Origin of the sequence: Iamia sp. SCSIO 61187 (genome assembly GCF_019443745.1) — a bacterium.
GTDB lineage: Bacteria > Actinomycetota > Acidimicrobiia > Acidimicrobiales > Iamiaceae > Iamia.
The window spans coordinates 388341-413444 of the sequence record NZ_CP050948.1 but is presented as its reverse complement, the minus strand read 5'-3'; the positions used below and the strand labels follow the sequence as shown (position 1 = coordinate 413444).

The following is a 25104-nucleotide window of genomic DNA, read 5'->3' as shown; positions in this document are numbered from 1 at the left end:
GCCGCCACCGTACCAGGCACCGGTGCGGTCCTGACCGCGCTCAAGCCCAGGTGTCGGCTGGCTCCTCGGCCCGGTCGGGGGCCACCACGAGACCGACCTGCTCGGCCAGCCGGGTGGCCACGGCGGCGACCTGGGCGGCGTCGACCACCGCCCCTCGGAGGTCCCCCAGCCGGGTCACCCGGGCGATGGCGGACGACCGCAGGTCGACGCCGTCGAGGTGGGCCCGGTCGAGGTCGACCTGGGACAGGTCGCACCCCACGAAGGCCACCTTGTCGAGGCGGGCCCCCCCGAGGAAGGCGTCGGTCAGGTCGCACTCCTCGAAGCGGACGTCGCGGAGGTGGGCGTCGGCGAGCACCGCGCTCTCGAGCCGGCAGCGGCGGAACCGGACCCCGTCGAGGCGGGCGTCGGTGAGGTCGGCCCCCGTGAGGCGGGCGTCGCGGAGCTCGACCCGCTGCACCAGGACCCCCGGCCAGCGCACGCCGGCCAGGTCGGCCCCGACGACCAGGCTGTCGACCAGGCGCAGGTCGGTCAGGGTCGCCCCCACCAGGCCACCCCCCTCGATCCGCACCTCGGCGAGCTCGACGTCGTCGGCCACCCCGTCGACCACGGCCGAGACGTCGAGGACGACACCGGTCCGGAGGTCACCGTCGGCGATCTCCGCCCCGTCGTCGACCGGGAGGTCGGCGAACCGCTCGTCGCCCCACCCGTCCCAGCGTGCCCTGGCCACAGGCGCACCGTAGGGCGGTGAGACGAGCGTCGCCCGAGGCCGGGGCAGGTGGTGGGATGGGGGCGTGCAGCCCCGCCCGCCGGACACCATCGACCTCGGCGCCGTCGTCCTGCGTCGGTGGACGGCGGCCGACGTCCCCGCCCTCACCGTCGCCGTGGTCGAGAGCCTCGACCACCTCCAGCCGTGGATGGTGTGGGCCACGCCCGACCTCGCCACCGAGGCCGCCTTCGCCCGGTTCGTCGTCGAGACGACCGCCCGCGCCGCCGACGGCGGCGAGGCCCTGTACGGGATCTTCGCCCCCGCCGATGCCCCGTCGGGACGGCTGGGCGCGGACGGCGGACGTGGGGAGCTCGACGCCGCGCCCGGGGCGGTCCTCGGCGGGGTCGGGCTCCACGACCGCGGGACGCCGGGGTCGGTCGAGATCGGGTACTGGCTGCACGTGGCGGCGACCGGCCGGGGCCTCATGACGCGCATCGTCGGGCACCTCACCGACCTGGCCCTGGCCCTGGACGACGTCCGGTGGGTGGAGATCCGCTGCGACCCGGCCAACGCGTCCAGCGCCGCCGTGGCCCGCCGCCTGGGGTACGACCTCGCCGCCGTGGTGGACTCGGACCGTCCCCGGGCCCCGGCCGACTGCGGCCGTCACCTGGTCTGGACCCGCACCCAGCCGGTCGGCGCGCCAGGAGCGACGAGGACCTGATCGGGGCCCGTGGCGCCCTGGTCGGCTCCCCCACGTGTCGTCACGGCCCGCCGGGTCCCGCTCACAGCGACCGGACGAAGCTCGCGGTGGTCTCGTCGGTCGGGAAGAAGGTCTCGATCGCGATCTCGTCGAGCGTGACGTCCCGCGGGGCACCGAACACGGTGAGGGCGTAGCCGAATCGGAGGTCACCGTTCGGCGAGGCGAGGACGAGCGGCACGACGAGGTCCTGGTCGTGATCCTGCTCCCCGGAGCCGGACCGATGGAGCTGACCCTCGACGGGCGCGGGGTAGCCGCTGATCTCCTCCAGCAGCTGGCTCAGACCGTCCGCGCCCGTCCGTTCGAGCTGACGGCGGATCCGGGCGACGAGGTGAGATCGCCACTGCTCGTAGTTCCGGATCCGCGGCCCCAGACCGTCGGGGTGCATCGTGGCTCGGAGCACGTTGAGGGGCGGCCCCCTCAGGTGGTCGCTGATCTCCCCGAGCACGAGCTGCATCGTCCGGTTGGCGGCGAGCAGCTCCCAGCGGACGTTCACCGCCGACGCAGGGTTCGGCAGGTGCCCGGTCAGCACCAGGTCGATCGCGTCGCGGGCAGCACCGAGGTCCCGGAGCGGTCGCTCGCGGTGGCGGGGGGCGAACCCCGCCGCGAGGTGGAAGGCGTTGCGGTCTCGCAGCGGGACCTCCAGTGCGTCGCAGAGCCGCTCGATGATCGCCGGGCTCGGGGTGGCCTTCCCCGTCTCGATGAAGCTCACGTGGCGAGACGAGCTCCCGGCCGCCAGGGCCACCTCGAGCTGGCTGCGCCGCCGACGCTCCCGCCATCGGCGGATGAGCACGCCGACGGGCTCGTCGGCGATGGGCGTCACCATGCCCGCAGGATGCCGGATCGCACGGCCCCCGGCCATGACCACGGTGGTCATCGACAGGCCGCCGATGCCCGTCCAGCGTGGTCCTCGCATCGCCCACGACGACATCGGAGGAGCACCGTGTTCCTGATCGAGATCCGCTTCCCGCGCCACGCCCTTGACGACGAGGACCGGCAGACCCTTGCGGCCGACATCACCGACGGCATCACGGGGGGGGCCCGGCGCGCCCACGGTCGAGGCGACCATGCGACGAGCCAGGCGCATGGTGCACGTCGCCTTCGCGCCGCTCGATGACTGGCACACCGGTGACGGGCGGTGGACCGACGGCGCGCCTCCGCTGTGGGTGACGTTGTCGGTCCCCGACGCGTGGCGACAGGAGGTCTCGTCGAGGATGACCACCACGGTGGGTCGCAGCGTCGACCGCCTCGACGCCCGACACGGATGGCAGCGCGCCGGCGGCGACGTGTGGATCAACGTCGTGGGGATCGCGGAGGGGAGCATCGGCCTCGACGGCACGGCATCGACCGCGCACGACGTGGTCTCGTACATGACCGAGGAGTTCCGGGCCGGCGACGCAGGCGAAGCCGACCTTCCCGATGGTCTCGTGATCGACCCGATGTGCGGGATGAAGGTCAGGCTCGGCGCCCACGCCATCACGCTGGAGCACGAGGGGACCACCCTCGGCTTCTGCGCCAAGGCCTGCAGTGCCGCGTACGCCCGCCAGGAGGGCATCCCGCTTCCGGCGTGAGCGGCCCGCAGGACGGCACGCGGCCCGGGCGACGCTCGCGAGACGGGAGGGGTGGCCGCCGGCCCGGGGTCGGCAGGACGTGGCGTCGGGGTGGGTCGCGCCGCGGACCCGGCGCGGACGGGCGGGGGCGTCACCAGGGGCCGGCAACCCTCCGGTTCGGCCCTCTTGCGCAGGCGGGGGTAGGTTCCGACCCGATGGCTGCCACCACCGCGACCCGGGGATCCTCCGGCTCGGCCACGGCTCCCCGGGCGAAGCGCAAGGCTCCGTTCCCGGTCGAGCTCTACCGGTCGGCCGTGGGCAAGAAGTACGTCATGGCCCTCACGGGCATCGTGATCATCGGCTTCGTCTTCTTCCACATGATCGGGAACCTGAAGATGTTCCTCGGGGCCGAGGACTTCAACCACTACGGCGAGTTCCTGCGGGAGCTGCTGGTGCCGATCCTCCCCCGCACGGTCGCCCTGTGGCTCATGCGCATCGGGCTGATCGCCGCCTTCGCCCTCCACATCCACTCCGCCTACGCCCTGACCCGGATCAACCAGGCCGCCCGGCACACGAAGTACCAGTCGAAGCGCGACTACGTGGCCGCCAACTACGCCAGCCGCACCATGCGCTGGTCGGGCGTCATCGTCGGGCTGTTCCTGGTCTGGCACCTGTTCGACCTGACCTTCACCGGAACCGGCTACGACTACGTGCGGGGCCTCCCCTACGAGAACGTGGCCCTGTCGCTCGGGCGGATCTGGAACGCGGCCTTCTACCTGGTCGCGAACATCGCCCTCGGGTTCCACCTGTTCCACGGCACGTGGTCGCTGTTCCAGTCGATGGGCTGGAACAACCCCCGCTTCAACGCCTGGCGCCGGGGCTTCGCCGCCGGCCTCACCGCCATCATCGTGCTGGGCAACGTCTCGTTCCCGATCGCCGTCACCGCCGGCATCGTCTCCACCTGACCGAGGACGGATCCACGACCATGACGATCACCCTCGACTCGAAGATCCCCGACGGCCCCATCGCCGACAAGTGGACGAGCTACAAGTTCGACCGCAAGCTCGTGAACCCGGCCAACCGGCGCAAGTACGACATCATCGTCGTCGGCACCGGCCTGGCGGGCGGGGCGGCCGCCGCCACCCTCGGCGAGCAGGGCTACAACGTGAAGGCCTTCACCTTCCACGACTCGCCCCGCCGGGCCCACTCCATCGCCGCCCAGGGCGGCATCAACGCGGCCAAGAACTACAAGGGCGACGGCGACTCGGTCTTCCGCCTCTTCTACGACACCGTCAAGGGCGGTGACTTCCGGGCCCGCGAGGCCAACGTGTACCGCCTGGCCGAGGAGTCGGTGCGGATCATCGACCAGATGACCGCCCAGGGCGTCCCCTTCGCCCGCGAGTACGGCGGCCTGCTCGACAACCGCAGCTTCGGTGGGGCCCAGGTCTCCCGCACGTTCTACGCCCGGGGCCAGACCGGCCAGCAGCTCCTGCTCGGCGTCTACCAGCAGCTCGAGCGCCAGGTGGGGCTGGGCCGGGTCGAGATGCACAACCGCTCCGAGCTGGTCGACGTCGTCGTCGTCGACGGCCGGGCCGCCGGCATCGTGGTCCGCGACCTGCTGACCGGCGAGGTCACCAGCCACTCGGCCCACGCCGTGGTGCTGGCGACCGGCGGCTACTCCAACGCCTTCTTCCTGTCGACCAACGCCATGGCGTGCAACGTCACCGCCGCCTGGCGGGCGCACCGCAAGGGCGCCGCCTTCGCCAACCCCTGCTACACCCAGATCCACCCCACGTGCATCCCGCAGAGCGACGACTTCCAGTCGAAGCTGACGCTGATGTCGGAGTCGCTCCGCAACGACGGCCGCATCTGGTGCCCCAAGGACCCCGACGAGACCCGTCCCCCCGACCAGATCCCCGAGGAGGACCGGGACTACTACCTCGAGCGGCGCTACCCGAGCTTCGGCAACCTGGCGCCCCGCGACATCGCCAGCCGGGCCGCCAAGGTCGTCGTCGACGAGGGCAAGGGCGTGGGCCCGCTCAAGAACGGCGTCTACCTCGACTTCGCCGACGCCATCAGCCGCCTCGGCGAGGGCGTCATCCGGGAGCGCTACGGCAACCTGTTCGAGATGTACGAGCGCATCACCGACGAGTCGCCGTACAAGCAGCCCATGCGGATCTACCCGGCCGTCCACTACACGATGGGCGGGCTCTGGGTGGACTACGAGCTGATGACCACCGTGCCCGGCCTGTACTGCACCGGCGAGGCCAACTTCAGCGACCACGGCGCCAACCGCCTGGGCGCCTCGGCCCTGATGCAGGGCCTGGCCGACGGCTACTTCGTCCTCCCCAACACGATCAGCAACTACCTGGCCCCGCAGCTCGGCACCCAGCCGGTCCCCACCGACCACCCCGAGTTCAAGGCGGCCGAGGCCGCGGCCACCGAGCGCTTCGCCGGCTACCTCGCCATCGGCGGCACCCGCTCGCCCGACTCCTTCCACATGGAGCTGGGCAAGATCATGTGGGACTACTGCGGCATGGAGCGCACCAAGGAGGGCCTCGAGAAGGCCCTCTCGGAGATCCCCGCCCTCCACGCCGAGTTCCGCAAGGACCTGCGGGTCACGGGCTCGGGCGCATCCACCAACCAGACCCTCGAGAAGGCCGGCCGGGTCGACGACTTCTTCGAGCTGGCCCAGGTCATGTGCCTCGACGCCTTGACCCGCGAGGAGTCCTGCGGCGGGCACTTCCGGGCCGAGCACCAGACCGAGGAGGGCGAGGCCGAGCGAGACGACGCCAACTTCGCCCACGTCGCTGCCTGGGAGTGGACCGGAGATCCGGCCCACCCGACCCGCCACGTCGAGCCCCTCGAGTTCGAGAACGTCCACCTCGCCGTCCGGAGCTACAAGTGACCCGCACCCTCAACGTCACGCTGAAGGTCTGGCGCCAGGACGGGCCCGACGCCCCCGGGCGCTTCGACACCATCCCCGCCGCCGGCATCAACGACGAGATGTCGTTCCTCGAGATGCTCGACCTGGTGAACGAGCGCCTCATCAACGAGGGCAAGGAGGCGATCGTCTTCGACCACGACTGCCGCGAGGGCATCTGCGGCACGTGCTCGCTGATGATCGACGGCCAGGCCCACGGCCCCCAGAAGGGGACCGCCACCTGCCAGCTCCACATGCGGAAGTTCGCCGACGGCGCCGAGATCGTGATCGAGCCGTGGCGGGCCACGGCCTTCCCGGTCATCAAGGACCTGATGGTCGACCGGGGCGCCTTCGACCGCATCGTCGCCGCCGGCGGGTACATCACCGCCGAGACCGGCGGCGCCCCCGACGCCAACCTCATCCCCGTGCCCAAGCCGGTCGCCGACGCCGCCATGGACGCAGCCGCCTGCATCGGCTGCGGGGCCTGCGTGGCCGCCTGCCCCAACTCGGCGGCGCAGCTGTTCACCGCGGCCAAGGTCAGCCACCTCAACCTGCTGCCCCAGGGCCAGGCCGAGCGCTACCAGCGGGTCGAGGCCATGGTCGACACCATGGAGGAGTTCTTCGGGTCCTGCACCAACCACGGTGAGTGCGAGGAGGCCTGCCCGAAGGAGATCTCGATCGACTTCATCGCGGTGATGAACAAGGACTACCTGAAGTCCAAGCTCAAGAACCGCCGCAACCTCAGCCGCACCTAGTCGGATCCCGGCGCCGACCCACGCGGTGCCAGGCCGTGCGTCGGGCCGCGTGCGCCGGCTGGTGCGGTCACGCGCATCGAACGACCTCCGTCGCCATCCCCGGTTCTGTTCGCGCCAGGCGACATCGGTGTCCGGCAGCGGTGTCAGAACGGCGATGGCCGCCTCGACCGTCGTTCTGTTCGCGCCAGGCGACACGGCTGGCCGAGAGCGGTGTCAGAACGGCGGTGGCCGCCTCGACGGTCGTTCTGTTCGCGCCAGCGACACCTCGTCCCGCTTGCGGGCGCGCCAGATCTCCTCGACGGGCCAGCGGCGAGCCCACTCGGCCGACACGAACTCGACCTCGCCGCTGCACAGGGTGGCGTCGGCGACGTCGTCGCCGGCGTAGACCTCGATGAGGTCGAGGACCTCGAACCCGCTGGCCCGCAGCAGCCGGACCATGTCGCCGTGGGAGAGGTGGAACTCGACAGAGGGGTCGTCGGGCCAGGTGAACCGGCCCATCCCCCGCTGGGGCCGCCGCATCTGCTCGGTCGGCGGGCTGTCGTCGTCCTGGCAGCAGAGCATGAAGACCACCGAGTTCCCGAGGAACACCAGCTCGCCGCCGGGGCGCAGCAGCCGGGCCGCCTCCGGCAGCCACCGGTGGGGGTCGGCCCAGATGGCGGCGCCGTACTCCGACACGGCCACGTCGAAGCTGGCGTCGCGCAGCGGGACGGCCTCGCCGGCCGCCTGGACCAGCGGGAACGGGAGGGCGAACTCGGCCTGGAACCGCCGGGCCGAGGCCAGCTGGCCCTCGGTCGGGTCGACGCCGACCACCGAGGCCGCCCCCCGCCGGGCCAACCAGGCCGACAGGTACCCGGTGCCGCAGCCCAGCTCCACCACGTCGCGCCCGGTCACGTCGGGGAGGGCCCCCAGGTCCGCCTCGGGCACGCCGAAGGTTCCCCACGTGACCTCGTCGGTCGACCAGCTGCGCCGACCGGGCGCCACCCAGTGGTCGGCGGTGGTGTTCCAGTGGGCCCGGTTGCCGGCGATCGACTCGTCCATCAGCCCATGGTGCCCGCCCCCGGCGGTCTCGGCCGTGCGGTCGCCGCCGAGCGCGGCCGGCGCCAGCGGTAGCCTCCGGGCATGGCGCGCTACGAGTACCGGTGCCCGACGTGCACCGAGCGGTTCGAGGTCGAGCGGTCCATCACCGCGCCGGCAGGGCCGGTGCCCTGCCCGGCCGGTCACGGCGAGGCCCGCCGGGTCTTCTCCCCCGTCGCCAGCGTCGGACGGTCCGCCGCCGGACCCGCCCCCGCGCCGGTGGGCGGCGGCGGGTGCTGCGGCGGGGCCTGCGGCTGCGGCTGATCGCGCCGTGAGGAGGCGGGACGCGGTCGGCGATGAGGTCGTCGTGGTCCCCGAGGCCCCGGGCCCCCTCCGGGTCGTCCCCGGGTCCCGGAGCCCCGACGAGGTCGACGCCCTGCTCGACGAGCTCTTCGGCCCCGACGACGAGGGCGGTCCGGGGGTCGCCGACGCCGTGCTGGCGACGGGCGGCGGCGGCGCCGTCGTCGCCGGGATCGTGGTGCCCTCCACGGTCCTCCTCTCCGCAGGCGTGGCGGCCGTCCTGCTGGGGTCGGTGCTGCCGGCCCGATCGCTGTGGCGACGGGCGCAGCGCCAGCGGCTGGCCGCGCGCCGCGAGGAGGCCGTCGGCGCCGGCCTCCCCCTCCGGGTCACACCCGGGCCGGTGGCGGACCTGGTCGCGGCCCACCGCGCCCTGTTCGCCGTGGTCGCCGCGACCCCGGACGCGGTGGGCGCCGAGGAGCGCGCCGCCGCCCACGCCGCCATCGCCGACGTCGCCGCCGTGCTCGGTGGCGGCACCCCCCACGACGACGAGGAGCGCGCCTTCGTCGTCGAGCGGGCGGAGGCGCTGGCGGCCCTGGTGGCCGGGGTCGAGGCCGATGCCACCACGGTCGGCCGTGACGACCTCGAGCGCCGCCGGGCCCGGCTGGCCGCCCGCCACGAGGTGGACCGCATCGAGGGGGCCTCGTCGGCGGACCGCCTCCGCCAGCTGTCCGCCGACCGCCGCCCCGAGCCGGGAGGTGGGTGAGGCGGACGGGTCCGCGGCCCGCCGCCCCGAACCCGAGGCGCCACCGCCGACCGGCCTCGACGACCCGGGGCGGCCTCCCGAGACGGGGCCGGGCGAGGCCTCCGGGGGCCTCGGGTCGACCGTGCTGGCCGGGCTCCTCGCCCCCTTCGTCGTGGTGTGGGAGCTCGGCGGGGCGGTGCGCCGGGCCGTGCCCCGCGCCCTGCGGGCCGTGGGCCGGGCCCTGGTACGGCCGTTCCGCGCCGTGCGGGACGCGTTGGCGGCGGCCGGGCGCCGCCTCGTCGCCGCCGGGCGCGCCGTCGGTCGGGCCCTGGTCCGACCGCTCCGGGTGGCCTGGGACGCCCTCGCCGGGCTGGCCCGCCGCGCCGGCGTCGCCCTCCGCGCCCTGGGCCGCGCCCTCGTCCGCCCCCTCCGCCTGGCCGGCGCCGCCCTCGCCGGGTTGGCCCGACGGATCGCCGTCGCCCTGCGGACCGTCCTGCGCAGCGTCGCCCGGGCCGTCCGGGGCGTGGTCCGGCGGATCGCCGTGGCCCTCCGCGCCCTCGGTCGCGCCCTCGCCCGGCCCCTCCGACTGGCCTGGGCCGCCCTCGCCGGGCTCACCCGTCGCATCGCCGCCGCCCTCCGCGCCCTCGGTCGCGCCCTCGCCCGGCCCCTCCGACTGGCCTGGGCCGCCCTCGCCGGGCTCACCCGTCGCATCGCCGCCGCCCTCCGCGCCCTGGGCCGCGCCCTCGTCCGCCCCCTGCGGGCGGCGTGGGCCCTGGTCACCGGCCTGGGCCGCCGGCTCGCAGGGCTCGCCCGCACCCTCGGGCGGGCCCTCGTCGGGCCGCTGCGGGCGGGGTGGCGGGCCACGGTCGCAGCCGGGCGGGCGGTGGCCGGGGCCATGCGTCGGGCGGTCGATCTCGTGGGGCCGCCCCTCCGCGCCGCGGCCCGGGCTGCGGTGGACGCGGCCCGGGCCCTCGTCGGTGCCCTCGCCCGTCCGGGGCGGGCCGCCCGGCGGGCGCTGCGATCGGCCGCCGCTGCGGTCCGCTCGGCGGCCCGGACGGTCGCGACCCCCCTCCGATCGGTCGTGGGCCGCGTCGGGCGGGCCCGACGACGGGCCGGGGCCCGGCTGCGCGCCGCGGGGGCAGGGGCGCGGGCCCGCCGGCGGGCCATCGGCGCCCAGGTGCGGGCCGCCCTGGGCCGGTCGCGGCGGTCCCCCGGGTCCTGACCGACCGTGGCGCGGACGGGGCCCCTTGACCTGGAGTGCCCTCCAGGTCGTACGGTCGTCCCCGATGCCCGCCACCGACACCCTGGACCCGGTCCGCGCCCTCGACGAGCCCACGCTCAGCATCGCCGAGGTGGTCGAGCGCACCGGCGTCAGCCACGACACCCTCCGGTACTACGAGAAGGAGGGCCTCCTCGCCCCTCCCCGCGACACCGGCGGACGCCGGCGCTACCGCGAGGCCGACGTCAGCCGGGTCGTGTTCATCACCCGCATGCGCAGCTCGGAGATGCCCATCCGCGTGATCCAGCGCTACGTCGCCCTGGTGGCCGAGGGCCCCACCACCGAGCCCGAGCGCCTGGCGATCATGGAGGCGCACCGCGACGCGGTCATCGCCCGGCGAGCCGAGCTCGACGGTGCCCTCGCCGTCATCGAGATGAAGATCGAGATGTACGGCGGCGCCCTCGGCGCGACCGGGAGCTGCGGGTGACCCCGGATCGCCTTCGCCTCCGCACGCTGGGCCGGTCCGGCCTCGAGGTCGGTGCCATCGGGCTCGGCTGCATGAGCTTCAGCCCCATCTACGGCGCCTTCGAGGAGACCGCGCCCGACGAGGTCATCGGCCGGGCGCTCGACCTGGGCGTGACGCTCCTCGACACCGCCGACGTCTACGGCCCCCACACCTCCGAGGAGGTGGTGGGGCGGGCCATCGCCGGCCGGCGCGACGAGGTGGTGCTGGCCACCAAGTTCGGCATCCGCCCCCGGATCGAGGGCGACCGGGTCGTCATGGACGTCGACGGGTCGCCGGCGTACTGCCGGGAGGCGGTCGACGGCTCGCTCCGGCGGCTCGGCCTGGGCCACGTCGACCTCTACTACCTGCACCGCCCCGACACCTCGATCCCCATCGAGGAGACGGTGGGGGCCATGGCCGAGCTTGTCGCCGCGGGCAAGGTCCGCCACCTGGGGCTGTCCGAGGCCTCCCCCGACACCCTCCGCCGGGCCCACGCCACCCACCCGATCACGGCGCTCCAGACCGAGTACTCGATCTGGAGCCGCGACATCGAGGGCGAGATCCTGGCCACCTGCCGCGAGCTCGGCATCGGCCTCGTGCCCTACAGCCCGCTGGGGCGCGGCTACCTCACCGGGGCCATCGCCCGCCGCGACGAGCTGGCCGACGGCGACTTCCGCCGGGGCCAGGCCCGGTTCACCGACGAGGCCTTGGCCGCCAACCGCGCCGTGGTCGACGTCGTCGAGGGCATCGCCGCCGACCACGGCTGCACCGCCGGCCAGGTCGCCCTGGCGTGGGTGCTGGCCCAGGGCGACGACGTGGTGCCCATCCCGGGCACCAAGCGGGTCTCCTACCTGGAGCAGAACGTGGGGGCCGCCGCGGTCGAGCTCACCGACGACGACCGGGCCCGGCTCGACGCCCTCCGCGTCGACCAGCCCCGTTCACCCGACGAGAGCTGGATCAACCGCTCCACCCCGCCGCTGCCGGCCTGACCGGTCGGGCCCGGGCGGGACCCGGGAGGGACCCGGGAGCCCGTCGCCCTCCGGCGCCGAATCGTGACGGATCTGTGACGGAGGGCCCCGGAGGGGCACCACTAGGGTCGGACGCCGTCCGGGCGAACCATCGACCGGCGGCGAGGAGACCATGAGGCACGACGCCTCGGCCGCGTCGGCGCGGCCCCCCAGCAGGCGCGACCAGTGAGCGGCTTCGAGAGCTGGCTCGAGTTCATGGCGGACGACTGGTCCGCCATCTGGGCCCTCACCGTGGAGCACGCCACCATGGTGATCCAGGTGATGGTGGCGGCCACGGTCTTCTCCGTCGCCCTGGGGATCGCCGTCGACACCCGCCGCCTGGCCTTCGCCCGGGAGCCGGCCCTGATCGTCGCCAGCGTGCTCCTCACCGTGCCGTCGCTGGCGCTGTTCACGCTCTTCATCCCCATCTTCGGCATCGGCTACTGGCCACCGCGGGTGGCGCTGTTCCTCTACGCCATCCTCCCGATCCTGAGGAACACGGTGACCGGGCTGGACTCGGTCGACCAGGCCGTGGAGGAGTCGGCCCGCGGGATGGGGATGAGCTGGGGCCGACGGCTCCTCCAGATCCGCCTCCCGCTCGCCTGGCCGGTGATCGTCACCGGCGTGCGGGTCTCCACCCTGCTCGTCACCGGCATCGCGGCCATCGCCACCCTCGTCAACGGCGGCGGTCTGGGCGACCTGATCAAGGAGGGGTTCAACCGCCTCGGCCTGCCCGGGTCGATGGAGGCCATCTGGGCCGGCACCGTGATGGTCGTCGCCGTCGCCCTCGTGCTCGACCTCGCCCTCGCCCTGCTCGTCCGCATCTTCTCGCCCCGGTTCATCGCCGCCGCCAGCGAGGTCCCGACCCGCCTGCTCGAGCGTCGCCGCACCCGGGCCACCCCCCAGGAGGCCCTCGATGCCTGACCATCCGACCGACGTCGACCAGGACGTGATCGCCCCGACCGAGGATCACGGTCCCGCCAGCAGCCCTGCCGCGGGCCGGGAGGAGCCGATGATCCGGCTCGACGGGGTGTCCAAGACCTACCCCGGGTCCTCGGTCCCGGCCGTGGAGTCCCTGACGCTCGACATCCCGCGCGGCGAGGTCCTGGTGCTGGTCGGCCCCTCGGGCTGCGGCAAGAGCACCACCCTGCGCCTGATCAACCGGATGATCGAGCCCACGGCGGGGCGCATCGTCTTCGACGGCCGCGACGTCACCCGGGTCAACGCCGACCACCTCCGTCGGAGCATCGGCTACGTGATCCAGCAGGTGGGGCTGTTCCCGCACCGCACCATCGCCGACAACGTGGCCACCGTGCCCCGGATGCTCGGGTGGGACCGAGCCCGCACCAAGGCCCGCGTCGACGAGCTGCTCGACATGGTGGGACTGGACCCGACCCAGTTCCGGGACCGCTTCCCCAAGGAGCTCTCCGGCGGTCAGGCCCAGCGGGTGGGGGTGGCCCGAGCCCTGGGCGCCGACCCCCCCGTGCTGCTGATGGACGAGCCCTTCGGCGCCATCGACCCCATCACCCGCGACCGCCTGCAGAACGAGTTCCTGCGGCTCCAGGGCGAGCTGAAGAAGACCATCGTCTTCGTCACCCACGACATCGACGAGGCGATCAAGATGGGCGACCGCATCGCCATCCTCGGCGACCGGTCCCGCATCGCCCAGCTCGACACCCCCCAGCGCATCCTCTCGCTGCCGATCGACGACTTCGTCGAGGACTTCATCGGCAGCGGCGCCACGCTCAAGGGCCTGAACTTCGAGCGCGTGCGCGACCTCGACCTCGACGCCGCGGGGTTCCCGGTCGCCGGCATCGACGTGGGCCGGGCGCGGGCGACGGCCCTGCTCGAGGCCGCGCACCAGCAGTGGCTCCTCCTCCTCGACGTCGACGAGCGTCCCGTGCGCTGGGTCGATGGCGACGACCTCGATCGGACCGACCGCCCCCTCACGTCGCTCGGCCTGCCGGTCAAGGTCACCGTCGAGCCCAACGCCACGTTGCACGACACGCTCGAGGCCATGCTGACCTCGAGCATCGGCTGTGCCGTCGTCACCGACGAGCGGGGCCGCTTCCGGGGCGTGGTCCAGATCGAGCAGCTGACCGAGGCCATCGCCCGCATGCGTCGGGAGGCCCGGGCCCACTACCGGGCGCGCGGGGCGCGCGGCGGGAACGTCGACCCGGACCTGCCCCTGTGACCGCCCCCACGGCCCCTCCGGCCGTCGCCGACGGAGCCCCGCCCGAGTCCGACGGCGACGCCCGGGCGGGCACCGCCGCGGCCGCCACCACCGGGGCCCGCGGCCTCGGCGTGCTGATCGGGACGCCCTTCTTCCTCCTGCTCGTCGGCGGCGCCCTCTACGGCTACGTGGCGAGCGCCGAGAAGGACTCGGCCGAGCGTTCGGCCCTGGACTGGGGCAGCAAGCTGTGGCCCCAGCTGACGACGCACCTGAGCATGAGCCTGTGGTCGACGGTGCTGGTGCTGCTCATCGCCGTCCCCCTGGGCGTGGTCCTCACCCGCCCGGTGTTCCGCCGCGACGCCCCCGAGGCGGGGCGCCGCCCGCTCCCGTGGCCGCTCCGGCCCCTCCTCGGTCGGGTGTCCCCCGGTGTGCTGACCGTCGCCAACGTGGGCCAGGCCCTCCCCGCCTACGGGCTCTTCATCATCTTCTACGCCTGGCAGGGCACCGGGTTCCGCACGGCGGTGACCGCCCTGGTCGTCTTCGCCCTCCTCCCCGTGCTGCGCAACACCATGGTGGGCATCGAGCAGGTCGACCCGGCGATCATCGAGGCGGGGCGCGGCATGGGGATGAGCCGCCTGCGGGTGCTGCTCCGGATCGAGCTGCCGCTGTCGGTCCCGATCATCCTGGCCGGCGTCCGCACCGCGCTGGTGATCAACGTGGGCATGGCCGCCCTCGCCTTCCTCGTCGGCGGCGGCGGGCTCGGCATCACCATCAACTCCGGGCTGAAGCTCCGGCGGGACCTCATCACCGTCGCCGGCGCCGGCATGGTCGCCATCTTGGCCCTCACCATCGACTGGGTGGCGGCCGTGGTCGAGCGGGTCCTGCGCCCCCGAGGCCTCTGAGCGAACCGCCGACCGGGACCGCCGACCGGTGGCCGGCACCGGTCGGCGGTTCGGGCACCACGTCGGTGGCGCCGGCCCGGGACGCGCCGAGGGCGCCCCGTGGGGCGCCCTCGTCACGTCCGTGAGGGGGGTCAGCCCTCGATGAGGCCCTGGTCCACGAGGTAGTCGCGAGCGACGTCCTCGACGTCCTCGCCCTCGAACGAGACCCGGGCGTTGAGCTCGTTCATGGTGTCCTGGTCGAGGCCCTCCAGGATCGCCTCGGCGACGGTGTCCCACGCCTCGGGGTTCTCGGAGTAGGCGTCGTCTCGCACCGTGTAGGAGACGTTGTAGATGATCATGGCGCCGGGATCCTCGACGAGGACCAGCTCGAGGCCACCGATGCGGCCGTCGGTGGTGAAGATCTCACCGAAGTCGCAGGTGCCGTTGGCCGTCTCGGTGTAGATGACGTTGGTGTCGAGGATGGTGATCTGGCTCTCGGGGATCTCGTAGCCGGTCTCCTCCTCCCACAGCACCAGGCCGTCGGAGCGGTCCGGGAACTCCGTCTCCATGCACACGGTGGCGTCGGGGTTCTCCTCCAGGTGGGCCGCCATCGTCTCGAAGGTGAACGGCTCGCCGTCGTTGTTCTCCTCGACGAAGTCGCTGCTGGTGGCGAAGCCGTAGGTGTTGTTGAACTCCGAGCTGCCGAGCCAGTGGATGTCGTTCTGCTCGAGGTCGGCGTCGCGGACAACCTCGTAGAGCTCGGTGGGGTCGTCGGAGGGGTCCTCGTTGCCCAGGTGCTCGGTCCAACCGGTGCCGTTGTACTCGGGGTAGACGTCGATGTCGCCGTTGAGGAGCGCATCGCGGGCCACGTTGGTGCCGCCGGTGTTGGTCGAGTCGGTGACGTCCGCGCCGGTCTCCTCCAGCGCCGTCACCATGATGGTCCCGAGCAGGATGCTCTCGTCGAAGTCCTTGGAGCCGACGGTGATCGCCGCGCCCTCGAAGTCGACGTCGGCCAGGGCGCCGGTGGCGCTGGTGTCGCTCCCGCCCCCACCGCCGTCGCCGCCGTCGCCGGAGTCGTCGTCGCCGCCGCAGCCGACCGCGGCCAGAGCCAGCAGGGCGGCCAGCGGCAGGGCCAGCAGTCGGGTCGTCAGGTGATCTCGCATGGGGTGATGTCTCTCAGTCGGTGGTCGCTGGCGCGCCGCGCGAGAGGGGACCGCTCGTCCCCCCTGGGGTCCCCCCAGTGCGCCGGGGCCGGGGTGCCGTCACGGCACCAGCCAGACCGCGCCGGCGCGGCGGGGGAGCCGCCGGGGCGTGCCTCGACCGTAGGGCAGCCGGGGCGACGAGAGCAGCGCTCCTGCCGAACTGAGACAGAACCGTGACATTGGGCTCGTCCCGCACCGGGGGACGACGGCGACGGCGGCGCCGGGGTTTTGCACCGGTCACACCGAGACGGGTAGCAAGGGCGCCGCTGCCCGGCGGCTGCACGATCGACGCGCCCGGGCAGCGAACGTGCGCCCCTCACCCGGTGGGGCGACGACCCCACGAGAGGTTGACCCGATGTCCCACGTCCTGGCCGAGGGTGGCTACCAGGCCTTCGACCTGAGCGGCACCGACACCACGGTGCTGATCGTCTCGCTCCTCGTCGCCCTCGGCGCCCTCGGCGTCGCCTTCGCCATGATGCAGGGCGTCCTCAAGGCCGACGCCGGCGCCAAGGAGATGACCGACATCTCCGACGCCATCCACGAGGGGGCCATGGCGTACATCACGCGCCAGTTCCGCACCATCGCGGTCATCGTCGTCCCGCTGGCGATCGTCGTGTTCCTGACCTCGACCAAGATCGAGAAGGACGGTGGAGAGGTCGCGCTGAGCTTCGTGCAGTCCGGCCTGTTCCGCACCCTCTCGTTCCTCGTGGGGGCGGTGTCCTCGGCGGCGATCGGCTTCCTGGGCATGTGGCTGGCCACCAAGGCCAACGTCCGCACCACCGCCGCCGCCGTGCGCTCCGACTTCGGTGGCGCCTTCGCCGTCGCGTTCCGCACCGGCGGCGTGGTCGGGCTGGCCACCGCCGGCCTGGCGCTGCTCGGTGCCACCGGCATCATCCTGGTGTTCCAGAACACCTCGACCGCCATGCTCGTCGGCTTCGGCTTCGGCGGCTCGCTCCTGGCCCTGTTCCTGCGGGTCGGCGGCGGCATCTTCACCAAGGCGGCCGACGTGGGCGCCGACCTGGTCGGCAAGGTCGAGGCCGGCATCCCCGAGGACGACCCCCGCAACCCGGCCACCATCGCCGACAACGTGGGCGACAACGTCGGCGACTGCGCCGGCATGGCCGCCGACCTGTTCGAGAGCTCCGGGGTGGTCCTGGTCGCCTCGATCATCCTCGGCGTCATCGCCTTCCAGGGCATCGGGCTGGGCCCCGACGTCTCGGCCCGGGGCCTCGTGTTCCCGGTGGGCGTGATGGCCATCGGCCTGGTCGCCTCGACCATCGGCCTGTACCTGGCCAAGGCCCGTCCCGGCGAGGACGACGCCCTCAAGATCATCAACCGGGGCATCACCATCGCCCAGGCCATCTCGATCCTCGGCGCTGCCGTCCTCGCCTTCGCCTACGTGGGCAACCCCGACGGCGCCACCATCTCCCAGCCCGGCGCCCGCATGTTCGGCGCCATCGTCGTCGGCGTGGTCCTCGGCTTCGCCGCCTCCAAGATCACCGCCTACTACACCTCGACCACGCAGAAGCCCGTGCAGGACATCGCCAAGGCCAGCCGCACCGGCCCCGCGACCACCGTGCTCGAGGGCATGAGCCTGGGCCTCGAGTCGGCCGTGTGGGGCCTCGTCGCCGTGGCCGTCGCCATCGGCGGCGCCCTGGCCCTCGGCGGCGGCAGCTTCAAGTTCTCCACCTACCTGGTGGCCCTGGCCGGCATCGGCATGCTCTCGACCACCGGCATCATCGTGGCCGAGGACACCTTCGGCCCCGTCGCCGACAACTCGGCCGGCATCGCCGAGATGTCGGGCCACTTCGAGGGCGAGCCCGAGCGGATCATGGTGAGCCTCGACGCCGTGGGCAACACCACCAAGGCCGTCACCAAGGGCTTCGCCATCGGCTCGGCCGTGATCGCCGCCGTGGCCCTGTTCGCCTCCTACGGGGAGACCATCGCCGAGGAGATCAACCTCGACATCGGCGACCAGGCCTACCCGATCAACGTGGCCGACCCGAAGGTCTTCATCGGCCTCCTGGTGGGTGGCTCGATCGCCTTCATCTTCTCCTCGCTCGCCATCCGGGCCGTCTCCCGGACGGCCGGCGTGGTCGTCCAGGAGGTCCGCCGCCAGTTCGCCGACGGCAAGATCATGGCCGGCACCAAGAAGCCCGACTACGGCCCCGCCATCGACATCTGCACCACCGCCTCGCTCCGCGAGCTGGCCACGCCGGCCCTCATCGCCGTTCTGGCCCCGGTCATCATCGGCTTCGGCCTCGGGCCCATCTCCCTCGGCGCCTTCCTGGCCTCGGTGATCGTCGTCGGCCAGCTGATGGCCAACTTCCTCAGCAACGCCGGCGGTGCCTGGGACAACGCCAAGAAGTACATCGAGGACGGCGCCGAGGGGGGCAAGGGCTCCGAGCCCCACAAGGCCGCCGTCATCGGTGACACCGTCGGCGACCCGTTCAAGGACACCGCCGGCCCGGCCCTCAACCCGCTCATCAAGGTGATGAACCTGGTGTCGCTGCTGATCCTGCCGGCGATCATCGGCTTCTACGACGAGGCCGGCCTCCGCGAGCTCAAGCAGCAGGGCGAGGGCGTCGGGATCGCCATCGCCGTCGTCGCCGCCCTCGTGGTGGTCGGTGCCATCGCCTTCAGCAAGGGCGTGTTCACCAAGGAGGTCGACGAGGCCGCCGCCGAGGCGGCCTGACCGACCCTCCACCAAACCCCCGCCGGACCGGGCTGGGATCTGGCCGTTCGACGGTCGGGTCCCGGCCCGCTCCGCGTCCGGGGAGCGCTCAGGGGGCCGTGGCGGCCCAGCGGGAGCGCTCCCCGGCGACGGCGCCGGGGATCTCCTCGACGTCGACCAGGCCGGCGGCGTCGAAGGCGGCCCGCACCTCGTCGCCGGTGAACAGGCCCAGCTCGTGGCGCTCGGTGAAGGTGTCGGTCCCCGACGGGGTGGTCACCACCCAGGTCATCTCGAGCACGCTGGTGCGGCCCATCCGCCACGACCGCACGGTACGGGCCACGGCCCGGCCGGGCTCGGTGGCGGCCGTCGCTCCGACGTGGCCGTCGGTCCAGTCGTCCGGGCTGAGCCAGCCGTCGACCACGAGCACCCCGCCGGGCTCCAGGTGCCGGCGCATGGCGGACACCGCCCGGCCCAGGTCCTCGGGGGTGCGGGTGTAGCCGATCGACGAGAACAGGCACGTGACCGCGTCGAACCGGCGCCCCAGGTCGAACAGGCGCATGTCGCCCTCGTGGATCGGGACCCCGGGCAGGCGGTCGCGAGCCCGGGCCGCCATGTGGGCGCTGAGCTCGACGCCCTCGACGGCGAAGTCCTCGCCCAGGTGCACCAGGTGGGCGCCGGTCCCGCAGGCCACGTCGAGGAGGGTGCGGGCGCCGGGGCAGCGGGCCCGCACCAGGGCCGAGACCTCGGCCGCCTCCGCCCGGTAGTCCTTGCCGATGCCGTCGTAGATCAGGTCGTAGGCGCCGGCCGAGGCGGCGTACACGTCGCCCTCGCCGGTCGGGCGGTCTCCGTCCATGGCGGCAGTCTGGCCCGTCCCGGGCGGCGCAGGAGGCGGCGTCGGAAACGGCGCGACCAGCAGGAGGGTCGGCCGTACACTCCGGCGGTGGACGAACCTCGCCGTCGTGTGTCCTCCGGGGGACCGTGGGAGCTCCTGATGGGCTACTGCCGGGCCGTGCGGGTCGGCGACCAGGTCGTGGTGGCCGGCACCGCCCCGCAGAACGCCGACGGGTCGGTCGACGACGACGTCGAGGCCCAGGCCCGCCGCTGCCTCGAGATCATCGAGGGCGCCCTCATCGAGGCCGGGAGCGACCTGACCGACGTGGTCCGCACCCGCATCTACCTGGTCGACCCGGCCGACTTCGACGCCGTGGCCCGGGCACACCGCCAGGCCTTCGACGCCATCCGCCCGGCCAACACCACCGTCGTGGTGGCCCGTCTCCTGGACGACCGGTGGAAGGTCGAGATCGAGGCCGACGCCGTGGTCCACCCCAGCCGGCAGGACGCCCGCTGAGGAGCCGCCGACCGTCGCGGGTCGGCCCTCCGGTCAGCCGGCGGGCGTCGGCTGGTTCCACTCCGTCCAGCCCACGCCGGTGCGGCCGTCGCCGGCGCGGTAGCGGCACAGGGCGCGGGGGAACCGCGACGTCTGGCCCTCGGGACCGGTGAGCAGGACGGGGCTGAAGTGGAGCGGCTCGATGGCCAGCTCGAGGTCGTCGAGGTGGACCCAGCCGCGGTCGGGCAGGCCCTCGCGCCCCAGGTCCTGGCCCCGGGAGACGTGCCCCACCGCCCGGGGCGTGCCGCCGGGGGGCTGGACGTAGCCGGTGCTGAAGAGCTCGTCGTCGCCCAGGGCGACCTGGGTGGCGTGGGTGCGGGTGCCGTCGTCGAGCGCCGAGGAGGTCCACGACCAGTGGTAGGTCCACCAGTCGCGCACGCCCCAGGAGTGGTCGCGCTGGCCCGACCCGTCGATGGCGATCCGCTCCTGGCCCACCAGCACCTCGCCGTGGACGCGGCACGGCACCTCGTAGCGGTCGATGCCGGGGTACGGGTAGACGCCGCCCTCGGTCTCCCACTCGAGGTCGAAGCCGAACGGCACCCGGTCGCCCCGGAGGTCGCCGTAGGTCTCGGCCGGGTCGTCGAGGGCGACGGCGAAGGACTCGCACCCGAGCGACCAGTGGTCGAGGGGCGTCTCGACGTTGTGGGCCGCCCACAACCCCTCGGTGCGGACCTCGAGTCCCGACGTCGGGATCGGCACCTCGTGGTCGATCACGGTGACCAGCGGCCGGCCCTCCCCCACCAGGCAGCCCCAGTACCAGGCGACGCCCAGGTTGGGGTAGAGGCCGAGGCGGACGTAGCCCCCCAGGCTGCCGTCGGGCTGGGCCCAGTCGAAGTACCAGGACTCGTTCCAGAGCGGCTCGGGTCCGGGCGCGTGGCGCCCCTCGTCGGAGGCGGGGACGGGTGCGACGTCGGTCATCGGCCGGGATCGTAGGCGGCGGTGCGGTCGCACCCGGCGTGCTCCTAGGTTTGGGGCCATGCCGCCCACCCTGGGGACCGACGAGTGGATCGCCGCCGCCCACGCCGCCGCCCAGGACGACCCGGGCCTGCGCGAGGCGGCGGTGGGCCGGCACGTCGTCATCGCCCAGGAGGTGGTCGACGGCGCGCGGCGAACCCGATGGCACGTGGTGCTCGACGACGGCGAGGTGGCGGTGCGACCGGGATGGCCCGAGGCCCCCGACGTGACCTTCAGCCAGGACGCCGCCGTCGCCGCGCGGATCGCCCGGGGCGAGGTGGCGGCGCGCACGGCCTTCGTCCTCGGCCAGGTCCGCCTGGGCGGCGACGTGGCCCGCCTGCTCGAGGTGGCCCCGGCCCTGGCCGGGCTGGGCGACGTCTTCGCGGTGGTGAGGACAGCCGGGTCGGGGCAGGGCGGGCCGATGCCGATCGAGGACGAGACGTGACCGGGACCGACGGGGCGCGCCGCTGATGCCCGAGCTGCCCGAGGTCCGCGCCCACGCCGAACGGCTCGACGGCGCCTTCGCCGGCACCCGCCTGGCGTCGTTCCGGGCCCTGTCGTTCACCGCCCTGAAGACCTTCGCCCCCGCCCCCGAGGTCGCGGTCGACCACCCCCTCGCCTACGTCGACCAGCGGGGCAAGCACCTCCTGCTCGACTTCGGCGTGGCCACCTACGTGATCCACCTGATGCAGGGCGGCCGGCTGCGCCCGGACGAGAAGCAGTCGGCCAAGCCGCGCGGCGGCGTGGCCCGCTGGGTGTTCGACGACGGCCGGGCCCTCCTCCTCACCGAGGCCGGCACCGAGCGCAAGGCCGGGGTCTGGGTCATCGACGGCGACCCCGAGGTGCAGCCGCCGCTCGACCACCTCGGGCCCGAGGCCGACACGGTCACGCCCGAGGCGCTGCTCGAGATCCTGCACTCAACCAACGGCCGCATCCACGGCCTGCTACGGGACCAGCGCGTGATCGCCGGCATCGGCCGACGGCTGGCCAACGAGGTGTGCCACCGGGCCCGGCTGTCGCCGTTCGCCATGAGCGGCAAGCTCGACGGTGCCGATGCCGAGCGGCTGGTGGAGGCCATGCGGGCCTGCATCTCCGAGGGTCTGGCCTTCGAGCGGGGCCGGGAGGACATGTCGGCCTCCAAGGACCGCCCCGGTGCCGTCCACCACCGCAAGGGCGAGGAGTGCCCCGACTGCGGCGACGTGGTGCGCACCGTCGAGTACCGGAGCTACGAGGTCGCCTACTGCGCCTCGTGCCAGACCGGCGGCAAGGTCCTCGCCGACAACACCACGTCCAAGTTCCTGAAGTGACCAGCCGGCCCGGCGGTCGCTGACCAGCCGGGGTCAGATTCCTTCCGACCCCGGCCGACCCCGTCGATCTCCCGCGACCCACGGTCGGAATGAGTCTGACCCTCCGTGACCAGCGAGCCGGTCTGCTAGATCAGGCCCAGCTCGCGGACCGCGTCGCGCTCCTCGGCCAGCTCGGCGGTGCTGGCGTCGATGCGGGTGCGGGAGAACTCGTCGATGTCGAGGCCCTGGACGATCGACCACTCGCCGTCCTCGGTCGTGCAGGGGAACGACGACACGAGGCCCTCGGGGACGTCGTAGCTGCCGTCGGAGACGACCGCCATCGAGACCCAGTCGCCCTCGGGCGTGCCCGTCACCCAGTCGCGCACGTGGTCGATGGCGGCGGAGGCAGCCGAGGCGGCCGAGCTGGCCCCCCGGGCCTTGATGATGGCGGCGCCCCGCTTGGCCACGGTGGGGATGTACTCGTCCGCGATCCAGGCCTCGTCGCCGACGGCCTCGAAGGCGTTCCTGCCGTCGACCTCGCAGTGGGTGAGGTCCGGGTACTGGGTGGTCGAGTGGTTGCCCCAGATCGTCATCTTCGTGATCTGGTTGACGCTCACGTCGAGCCGGGCGGCCAGCTGGGCCTTGGCCCGGTTGTGGTCGAGGCGGGTCATGGCCGTGATGCGGGTGGGGTCGAGGCCCTCGGCGTTGCCCAGGGCGATCAGGGCGTTGGTGTTGGCCGGGTTGCCGACGACCAGGGCCTTGACGTCCTTCTTGGCCGCGGCGGCGAGGGCCTTGCCCTGCGGGCCGAAGATGCCGCCGTTGGCGCCGAGCAGGTCGCTCCGCTCCATGCCGTCCTTGCGGGGCATGGCCCCCACGAAGAAGACGATGTCGGCGTCGCCGAAGGCCACCTCGGCGTCGTCGGTGCGCACGGTGCTGGCCAGCAGCGGGAAGGCGCAGTCGTCGAGCTCCATGGCCACGCCCTCGAGGGCGCCGAGGGCCGGGGTGATCTCCAGCATCTGGAGGCTCACCGGCGTGTCCGGACCGAGCAGGTCGCCGGCGGCGATGCGGAACAGGAGGCTGTAGCCGATCTGGCCGGCAGCCCCGGTGACGGCGACGCGGACGGGGGTGGTGCTCATGCCGCCGACCCTACCCACGCTCCCGCATCCACTCGAACCGACCCGCCCGAGCTCGGTGGCAGATGTCGGACGTTCATCCCCCATCTGCCACCGAGTTCGGCGCAGGGTTCACTCGACGGTGACGGACTTCGCCAAGTTGCGGGGCTTGTCGACGTCGCGGCCGAGGTGGACCGCAGCGTGGTAGGCGAGCAGCTGGAGGGGGACGCCGAGCAGGAGCGGGGCCAGCTCGGGCTCGGTCCGGGGGACGCGGAGGACGGCGAGGGCCTCGGCCACGTCGCGGTCGGAGTCGGTCACCACGACGAGCGGTCCCCGGCGGGCCCGGATCTCGGCCAGGCTGCCCATGTTCTTCTCCCACAGCTCGTCGTCGGGGACGACGGCGACGGTCGGGATCTCGGGGCTGATCAGGGCGAGCGGCCCGTGCTTGAGCTCGGCCGCCGGGTACGCCTCGGCGTGGACGTAGCTGACCTCCTTGAGCTTCTGGGCCCCCTCCAGGGCGGCGTGGAAGCCCCGGACCCGACCGATGAAGAAGGCGCTCTCGGCCCCGGCGATGGCCTTGGCCGCGGCGGCGACCTCGTCCTCGGTGGCCAGGGCGGCCCGGATGGCGTCGGGCAGGGCGGCCAGCCCGTCGAGCAGCCGTCGCCCGGCGGCGGGGCCGAGGTCGCGCGTGCGGCCCAGCAGGAGGGCGAGGAGGGCGAAGGCGACCCCGGTCGAGGTGAACGTCTTGGTCGACGTGACCGACACCTCGTGGCCGGCGTGGAGGAAGATCCCGCTCCCGCACGCCCGGGCGATCGTGCTGCCGGGCGTGTTGACGATGCCGATCACGGTGCCGCCCTTGCGCTGGACCTCCTGCACCGCGGCCAGGGTGTCGATCGTCTCGCCCGACTGGCTGACGGCGACGTACAGCGTGTCGGGCTCGATGATCGGGTTGCGGTACCGGTGCTCCGAGGCCGTCTCGGCGTCGGCCGGGATCCGGGCCAGCGCCTCGACCAGGCCGGCCCCGTAGAGCCCGGCGTAGTAGGCCGACCCGCAGCCCAGGACCTTCACCCGGCGCAGGGCGAGGACGTCCTTGGGCGTCAGCTCCAGCCCCCCGAGGTGGGCGGTGGCGAAGCGGTGCTCGACCCGGCCCCGCAGGGCCCGCTCCACGGCCTCGGGCTGCTCGTGGATCTCCTTGTGCATGTGGTGCGGGTGGCCGCCCAGGTCGAGGGCGGTGGCCGAGACCGAGGACGTCTCGGGCGCCTTGGCCGTCGGCTCGCCGTCGAGGGTGGAGGTGCGGTAGCCGTCGGCGGCGACGACGGCCAGCTCGCCGTCGTCGAGGTGGACGACCTGGTCGGTGTGGCGGACGACGGCCGCGGCGTCGGAGGCGACGAGCATCTCCCGGGCCCCGATGGCCAGCAGGACCGGGCTGCCGTTGCGGGCGACCACGATGCGGTCGGGCTGACGGGCGTCGATGACGGCGATCCCGTAGGCGCCCTCGACGAGGCGCAGGGCCATCCGCACCCGCTCCTCGAGGTCGGCGGCGTCCTGGGCCGCGATCAGGTGGGCCAGGACCTCGGTGTCGGTCTCGGAGCGCAGCTCGGTCCCGGCGGGCAGCTGGTCCCGCAGGGCGTCGGCGTTCTCGATGATGCCGTTGTGCACCAGGGCGAGCCGGCCGCTGGCGTCGGTGTGGGGGTGGGCGTTGCGGTCGCTGGGCTCGCCGTGGGTGGCCCAGCGGGTGTGGCCGATGCCGACCGTGCCGGCGAAGCGCTTGGGGAGGGTGGCCGACAGGTGGGCCACCCGCCCCTCGGCCTTGTGGACCCGCAGGCCCGACCGGCCGAGGACGGCGACGCCGGCCGAGTCGTAGCCCCGGTACTCCAGGCGGGCCAGGCCCTCCAGCAGGACGGGGGCGGCGGGCTGGCGCCCGATGATGCCGACGATGCCGCACATGGGTGTCTCC

General features: G+C 73.6%; 26 protein-coding genes. 18 read left to right on the top strand and 8 right to left on the bottom strand.

The window, feature by feature from the left end; translation table 11 throughout:
* Positions 1-40: 40 nt before the first annotated feature.
* A complete protein-coding gene (locus tag HC251_RS01970) occupies positions 41-727 on the bottom strand; it encodes a pentapeptide repeat-containing protein (RefSeq protein ID WP_219943647.1) in 687 nt (228 codons plus the stop codon).
* A 64-nt stretch (positions 728-791) separates the two neighbouring features.
* Between HC251_RS01970 and HC251_RS01965 the strand changes: the two genes are divergently transcribed.
* Complete coding sequence (locus tag HC251_RS01965; RefSeq protein WP_219943646.1) at positions 792-1427, top strand: GNAT family N-acetyltransferase; 636 nt, start codon at positions 792-794, stop codon at positions 1425-1427.
* Positions 1428-1488: 61 nt separating this feature from the next.
* Here the strand turns inward: HC251_RS01965 and HC251_RS01960 are convergent, their stop codons facing one another.
* The gene (locus HC251_RS01960; protein ID WP_219943645.1) at positions 1489-2289 is read right to left on the bottom strand and encodes a helix-turn-helix domain-containing protein; all 801 of its coding nucleotides are present in this window, start codon (positions 2287-2289) and stop codon (positions 1489-1491) included.
* A 117-nt stretch (positions 2290-2406) separates the two neighbouring features.
* On the opposite strand from HC251_RS01960, the gene HC251_RS01955 reads away from it, so the two are divergent.
* From HC251_RS01955 to HC251_RS01935, 5 genes are all read left to right on the top strand, one after another.
* The gene (locus tag HC251_RS01955; protein WP_219943644.1) at positions 2407-2580 is read left to right on the top strand and encodes a hypothetical protein; all 174 of its coding nucleotides are present in this window, start codon (positions 2407-2409) and stop codon (positions 2578-2580) included.
* Entirely contained in the window at positions 2549-3034 is a 486-nt protein-coding gene (locus tag HC251_RS01950) for a hypothetical protein (protein WP_219943643.1), read from the top strand. The genes HC251_RS01955 and HC251_RS01950 overlap by 32 nt, the downstream gene beginning before the upstream one ends.
* Positions 3035-3228: 194 nt before the next feature.
* Positions 3229-3978, top strand: a complete 750-nt coding sequence (locus HC251_RS01945) for a succinate dehydrogenase cytochrome b subunit (protein ID WP_219943642.1) — start codon at positions 3229-3231, stop codon at positions 3976-3978.
* Between the two features lie 20 nt (positions 3979-3998).
* Entirely contained in the window at positions 3999-5921 is a 1923-nt protein-coding gene (locus HC251_RS01940) for a fumarate reductase/succinate dehydrogenase flavoprotein subunit (RefSeq protein ID WP_219943641.1), read from the top strand.
* Entirely contained in the window at positions 5918-6691 is a 774-nt protein-coding gene (locus HC251_RS01935; RefSeq protein ID WP_219943640.1) for a succinate dehydrogenase/fumarate reductase iron-sulfur subunit, read from the top strand. The genes HC251_RS01940 and HC251_RS01935 overlap by 4 nt, the downstream gene beginning before the upstream one ends.
* A gap of 213 nt (positions 6692-6904) precedes the next feature.
* Here the strand turns inward: HC251_RS01935 and HC251_RS01930 are convergent, their stop codons facing one another.
* Complete coding sequence (locus HC251_RS01930) at positions 6905-7729, bottom strand: class I SAM-dependent methyltransferase (protein WP_219943639.1); 825 nt, start codon at positions 7727-7729, stop codon at positions 6905-6907.
* 81 nt (positions 7730-7810) lie between these two features.
* On the opposite strand from HC251_RS01930, the gene HC251_RS01925 reads away from it, so the two are divergent.
* The 8 genes from HC251_RS01925 to HC251_RS01890 all read left to right on the top strand — a co-directional run bounded on the left by HC251_RS01925 (position 7811) and on the right by HC251_RS01890 (position 14553).
* On the top strand, positions 7811-8029 hold the full coding sequence (locus HC251_RS01925) for an FmdB family zinc ribbon protein (protein ID WP_219943638.1): 219 nt from the start codon (positions 7811-7813) through the stop codon (positions 8027-8029).
* Between the two features lie 7 nt (positions 8030-8036).
* Positions 8037-8768 (top strand): hypothetical protein, encoded by a 732-nt coding sequence (locus HC251_RS01920; protein WP_219943637.1) that lies wholly within the window; start codon positions 8037-8039, stop codon positions 8766-8768.
* Positions 8761-9969, top strand: a complete 1209-nt coding sequence (locus tag HC251_RS01915) for a hypothetical protein (RefSeq protein WP_219943636.1) — start codon at positions 8761-8763, stop codon at positions 9967-9969. The genes HC251_RS01920 and HC251_RS01915 overlap by 8 nt, the downstream gene beginning before the upstream one ends.
* 64 nt (positions 9970-10033) lie before the next feature.
* Positions 10034-10453, top strand: a complete 420-nt coding sequence (locus HC251_RS01910) for a MerR family transcriptional regulator (protein ID WP_219943635.1) — start codon at positions 10034-10036, stop codon at positions 10451-10453.
* Positions 10450-11460, top strand: coding sequence for an aldo/keto reductase (locus HC251_RS01905; protein WP_219943634.1), 1011 nt, complete (start codon positions 10450-10452; stop codon positions 11458-11460). Before HC251_RS01910 ends, HC251_RS01905 begins: the two co-directional genes overlap by 4 nt.
* A 204-nt stretch (positions 11461-11664) precedes the next feature.
* Positions 11665-12402 (top strand): ABC transporter permease, encoded by a 738-nt coding sequence (locus HC251_RS01900; protein ID WP_219943633.1) that lies wholly within the window; start codon positions 11665-11667, stop codon positions 12400-12402.
* Positions 12395-13672 carry a betaine/proline/choline family ABC transporter ATP-binding protein gene (locus HC251_RS01895; RefSeq protein WP_219943632.1) on the top strand — a complete coding sequence of 426 codons (1278 nt, stop codon included), beginning with the start codon at positions 12395-12397 and terminating at the stop codon, positions 13670-13672. The genes HC251_RS01900 and HC251_RS01895 overlap by 8 nt, the downstream gene beginning before the upstream one ends.
* Entirely contained in the window at positions 13669-14553 is an 885-nt protein-coding gene (locus HC251_RS01890) for an ABC transporter permease (RefSeq protein WP_255566567.1), read from the top strand. The genes HC251_RS01895 and HC251_RS01890 overlap by 4 nt, the downstream gene beginning before the upstream one ends.
* Before the next feature lie 131 nt (positions 14554-14684).
* Here HC251_RS01890 and HC251_RS01885 read toward each other — a convergent pair whose 3' ends face one another.
* Positions 14685-15695, bottom strand: coding sequence for a glycine betaine ABC transporter substrate-binding protein (locus tag HC251_RS01885; RefSeq protein WP_255566566.1), 1011 nt, complete (start codon positions 15693-15695; stop codon positions 14685-14687).
* 394 nt (positions 15696-16089) lie between these two features.
* Here HC251_RS01885 and HC251_RS01880 point away from each other — a divergent pair, with 394 nt between their 5' ends.
* Entirely contained in the window at positions 16090-18429 is a 2340-nt protein-coding gene (locus tag HC251_RS01880; protein ID WP_219943631.1) for a sodium-translocating pyrophosphatase, read from the top strand.
* An 88-nt stretch (positions 18430-18517) separates the two neighbouring features.
* Here the strand turns inward: HC251_RS01880 and HC251_RS01875 are convergent, their stop codons facing one another.
* Positions 18518-19261 carry a class I SAM-dependent methyltransferase gene (locus tag HC251_RS01875; protein ID WP_219943630.1) on the bottom strand — a complete coding sequence of 248 codons (744 nt, stop codon included), beginning with the start codon at positions 19259-19261 and terminating at the stop codon, positions 18518-18520.
* 87 nt (positions 19262-19348) lie between these two features.
* Between HC251_RS01875 and HC251_RS01870 the strand changes: the two genes are divergently transcribed.
* On the top strand, positions 19349-19756 hold the full coding sequence (locus HC251_RS01870) for a RidA family protein (RefSeq protein ID WP_219943629.1): 408 nt from the start codon (positions 19349-19351) through the stop codon (positions 19754-19756).
* Between the two features lie 33 nt (positions 19757-19789).
* Here the strand turns inward: HC251_RS01870 and HC251_RS01865 are convergent, their stop codons facing one another.
* Positions 19790-20713, bottom strand: coding sequence for a hypothetical protein (locus tag HC251_RS01865; protein ID WP_219943628.1), 924 nt, complete (start codon positions 20711-20713; stop codon positions 19790-19792).
* 58 nt (positions 20714-20771) lie between these two features.
* On the opposite strand from HC251_RS01865, the gene HC251_RS01860 reads away from it, so the two are divergent.
* Positions 20772-21194 carry an SCP2 sterol-binding domain-containing protein gene (locus tag HC251_RS01860; RefSeq protein WP_219943627.1) on the top strand — a complete coding sequence of 141 codons (423 nt, stop codon included), beginning with the start codon at positions 20772-20774 and terminating at the stop codon, positions 21192-21194.
* Positions 21195-21219: 25 nt separating this feature from the next.
* Positions 21220-22056, top strand: coding sequence for a DNA-formamidopyrimidine glycosylase family protein (locus HC251_RS01855; RefSeq protein WP_219943626.1), 837 nt, complete (start codon positions 21220-21222; stop codon positions 22054-22056).
* Positions 22057-22181: 125 nt separating this feature from the next.
* On the opposite strand, the gene HC251_RS01850 is transcribed toward HC251_RS01855, so the two are convergent.
* Entirely contained in the window at positions 22182-23171 is a 990-nt protein-coding gene (locus tag HC251_RS01850; RefSeq protein WP_219943625.1) for a malate dehydrogenase, read from the bottom strand.
* Positions 23172-23279: 108 nt separating this feature from the next.
* A complete protein-coding gene (gene glmS, locus HC251_RS01845; protein ID WP_219943624.1) occupies positions 23280-25094 on the bottom strand; it encodes a glutamine--fructose-6-phosphate transaminase (isomerizing) in 1815 nt (604 codons plus the stop codon).
* Between the last annotated feature and the right edge of the window lie 10 nt (positions 25095-25104).

What these genes read in the sequence shown, in the direction of transcription:
- HC251_RS01860 (WP_219943627.1), top strand. Translation starts at nt 20,772, where the DNA reads ATGCCGCCCACCCTGGGGACCGACGAGTGGATCGCCGCCGCCCACGCC.
- HC251_RS01940 (WP_219943641.1), top strand. Translation starts at nt 3,999, where the DNA reads ATGACGATCACCCTCGACTCGAAGATCCCCGACGGCCCCATCGCCGAC.
- HC251_RS01930 (WP_219943639.1), bottom strand. Translation starts at nt 7,729, where the DNA reads ATGGACGAGTCGATCGCCGGCAACCGGGCCCACTGGAACACCACCGCC.
- HC251_RS01880 (WP_219943631.1), top strand. Translation starts at nt 16,090, where the DNA reads ATGTCCCACGTCCTGGCCGAGGGTGGCTACCAGGCCTTCGACCTGAGC.
- HC251_RS01895 (WP_219943632.1), top strand. Translation starts at nt 12,395, where the DNA reads ATGCCTGACCATCCGACCGACGTCGACCAGGACGTGATCGCCCCGACC.
- glmS (WP_219943624.1), bottom strand. Translation starts at nt 25,094, where the DNA reads ATGTGCGGCATCGTCGGCATCATCGGGCGCCAGCCCGCCGCCCCCGTC.
- HC251_RS01945 (WP_219943642.1), top strand. Translation starts at nt 3,229, where the DNA reads ATGGCTGCCACCACCGCGACCCGGGGATCCTCCGGCTCGGCCACGGCT.
- HC251_RS01910 (WP_219943635.1), top strand. Translation starts at nt 10,034, where the DNA reads ATGCCCGCCACCGACACCCTGGACCCGGTCCGCGCCCTCGACGAGCCC.
- HC251_RS01925 (WP_219943638.1), top strand. Translation starts at nt 7,811, where the DNA reads ATGGCGCGCTACGAGTACCGGTGCCCGACGTGCACCGAGCGGTTCGAG.
- HC251_RS01950 (WP_219943643.1), top strand. Translation starts at nt 2,549, where the DNA reads ATGGTGCACGTCGCCTTCGCGCCGCTCGATGACTGGCACACCGGTGAC.
- HC251_RS01855 (WP_219943626.1), top strand. Translation starts at nt 21,220, where the DNA reads ATGCCCGAGCTGCCCGAGGTCCGCGCCCACGCCGAACGGCTCGACGGC.
- HC251_RS01885 (WP_255566566.1), bottom strand. Translation starts at nt 15,695, where the DNA reads ATGCGAGATCACCTGACGACCCGACTGCTGGCCCTGCCGCTGGCCGCC.
- HC251_RS01865 (WP_219943628.1), bottom strand. Translation starts at nt 20,713, where the DNA reads ATGACCGACGTCGCACCCGTCCCCGCCTCCGACGAGGGGCGCCACGCG.
- HC251_RS01960 (WP_219943645.1), bottom strand. Translation starts at nt 2,289, where the DNA reads ATGGTGACGCCCATCGCCGACGAGCCCGTCGGCGTGCTCATCCGCCGA.
- HC251_RS01850 (WP_219943625.1), bottom strand. Translation starts at nt 23,171, where the DNA reads ATGAGCACCACCCCCGTCCGCGTCGCCGTCACCGGGGCTGCCGGCCAG.
- HC251_RS01875 (WP_219943630.1), bottom strand. Translation starts at nt 19,261, where the DNA reads ATGGACGGAGACCGCCCGACCGGCGAGGGCGACGTGTACGCCGCCTCG.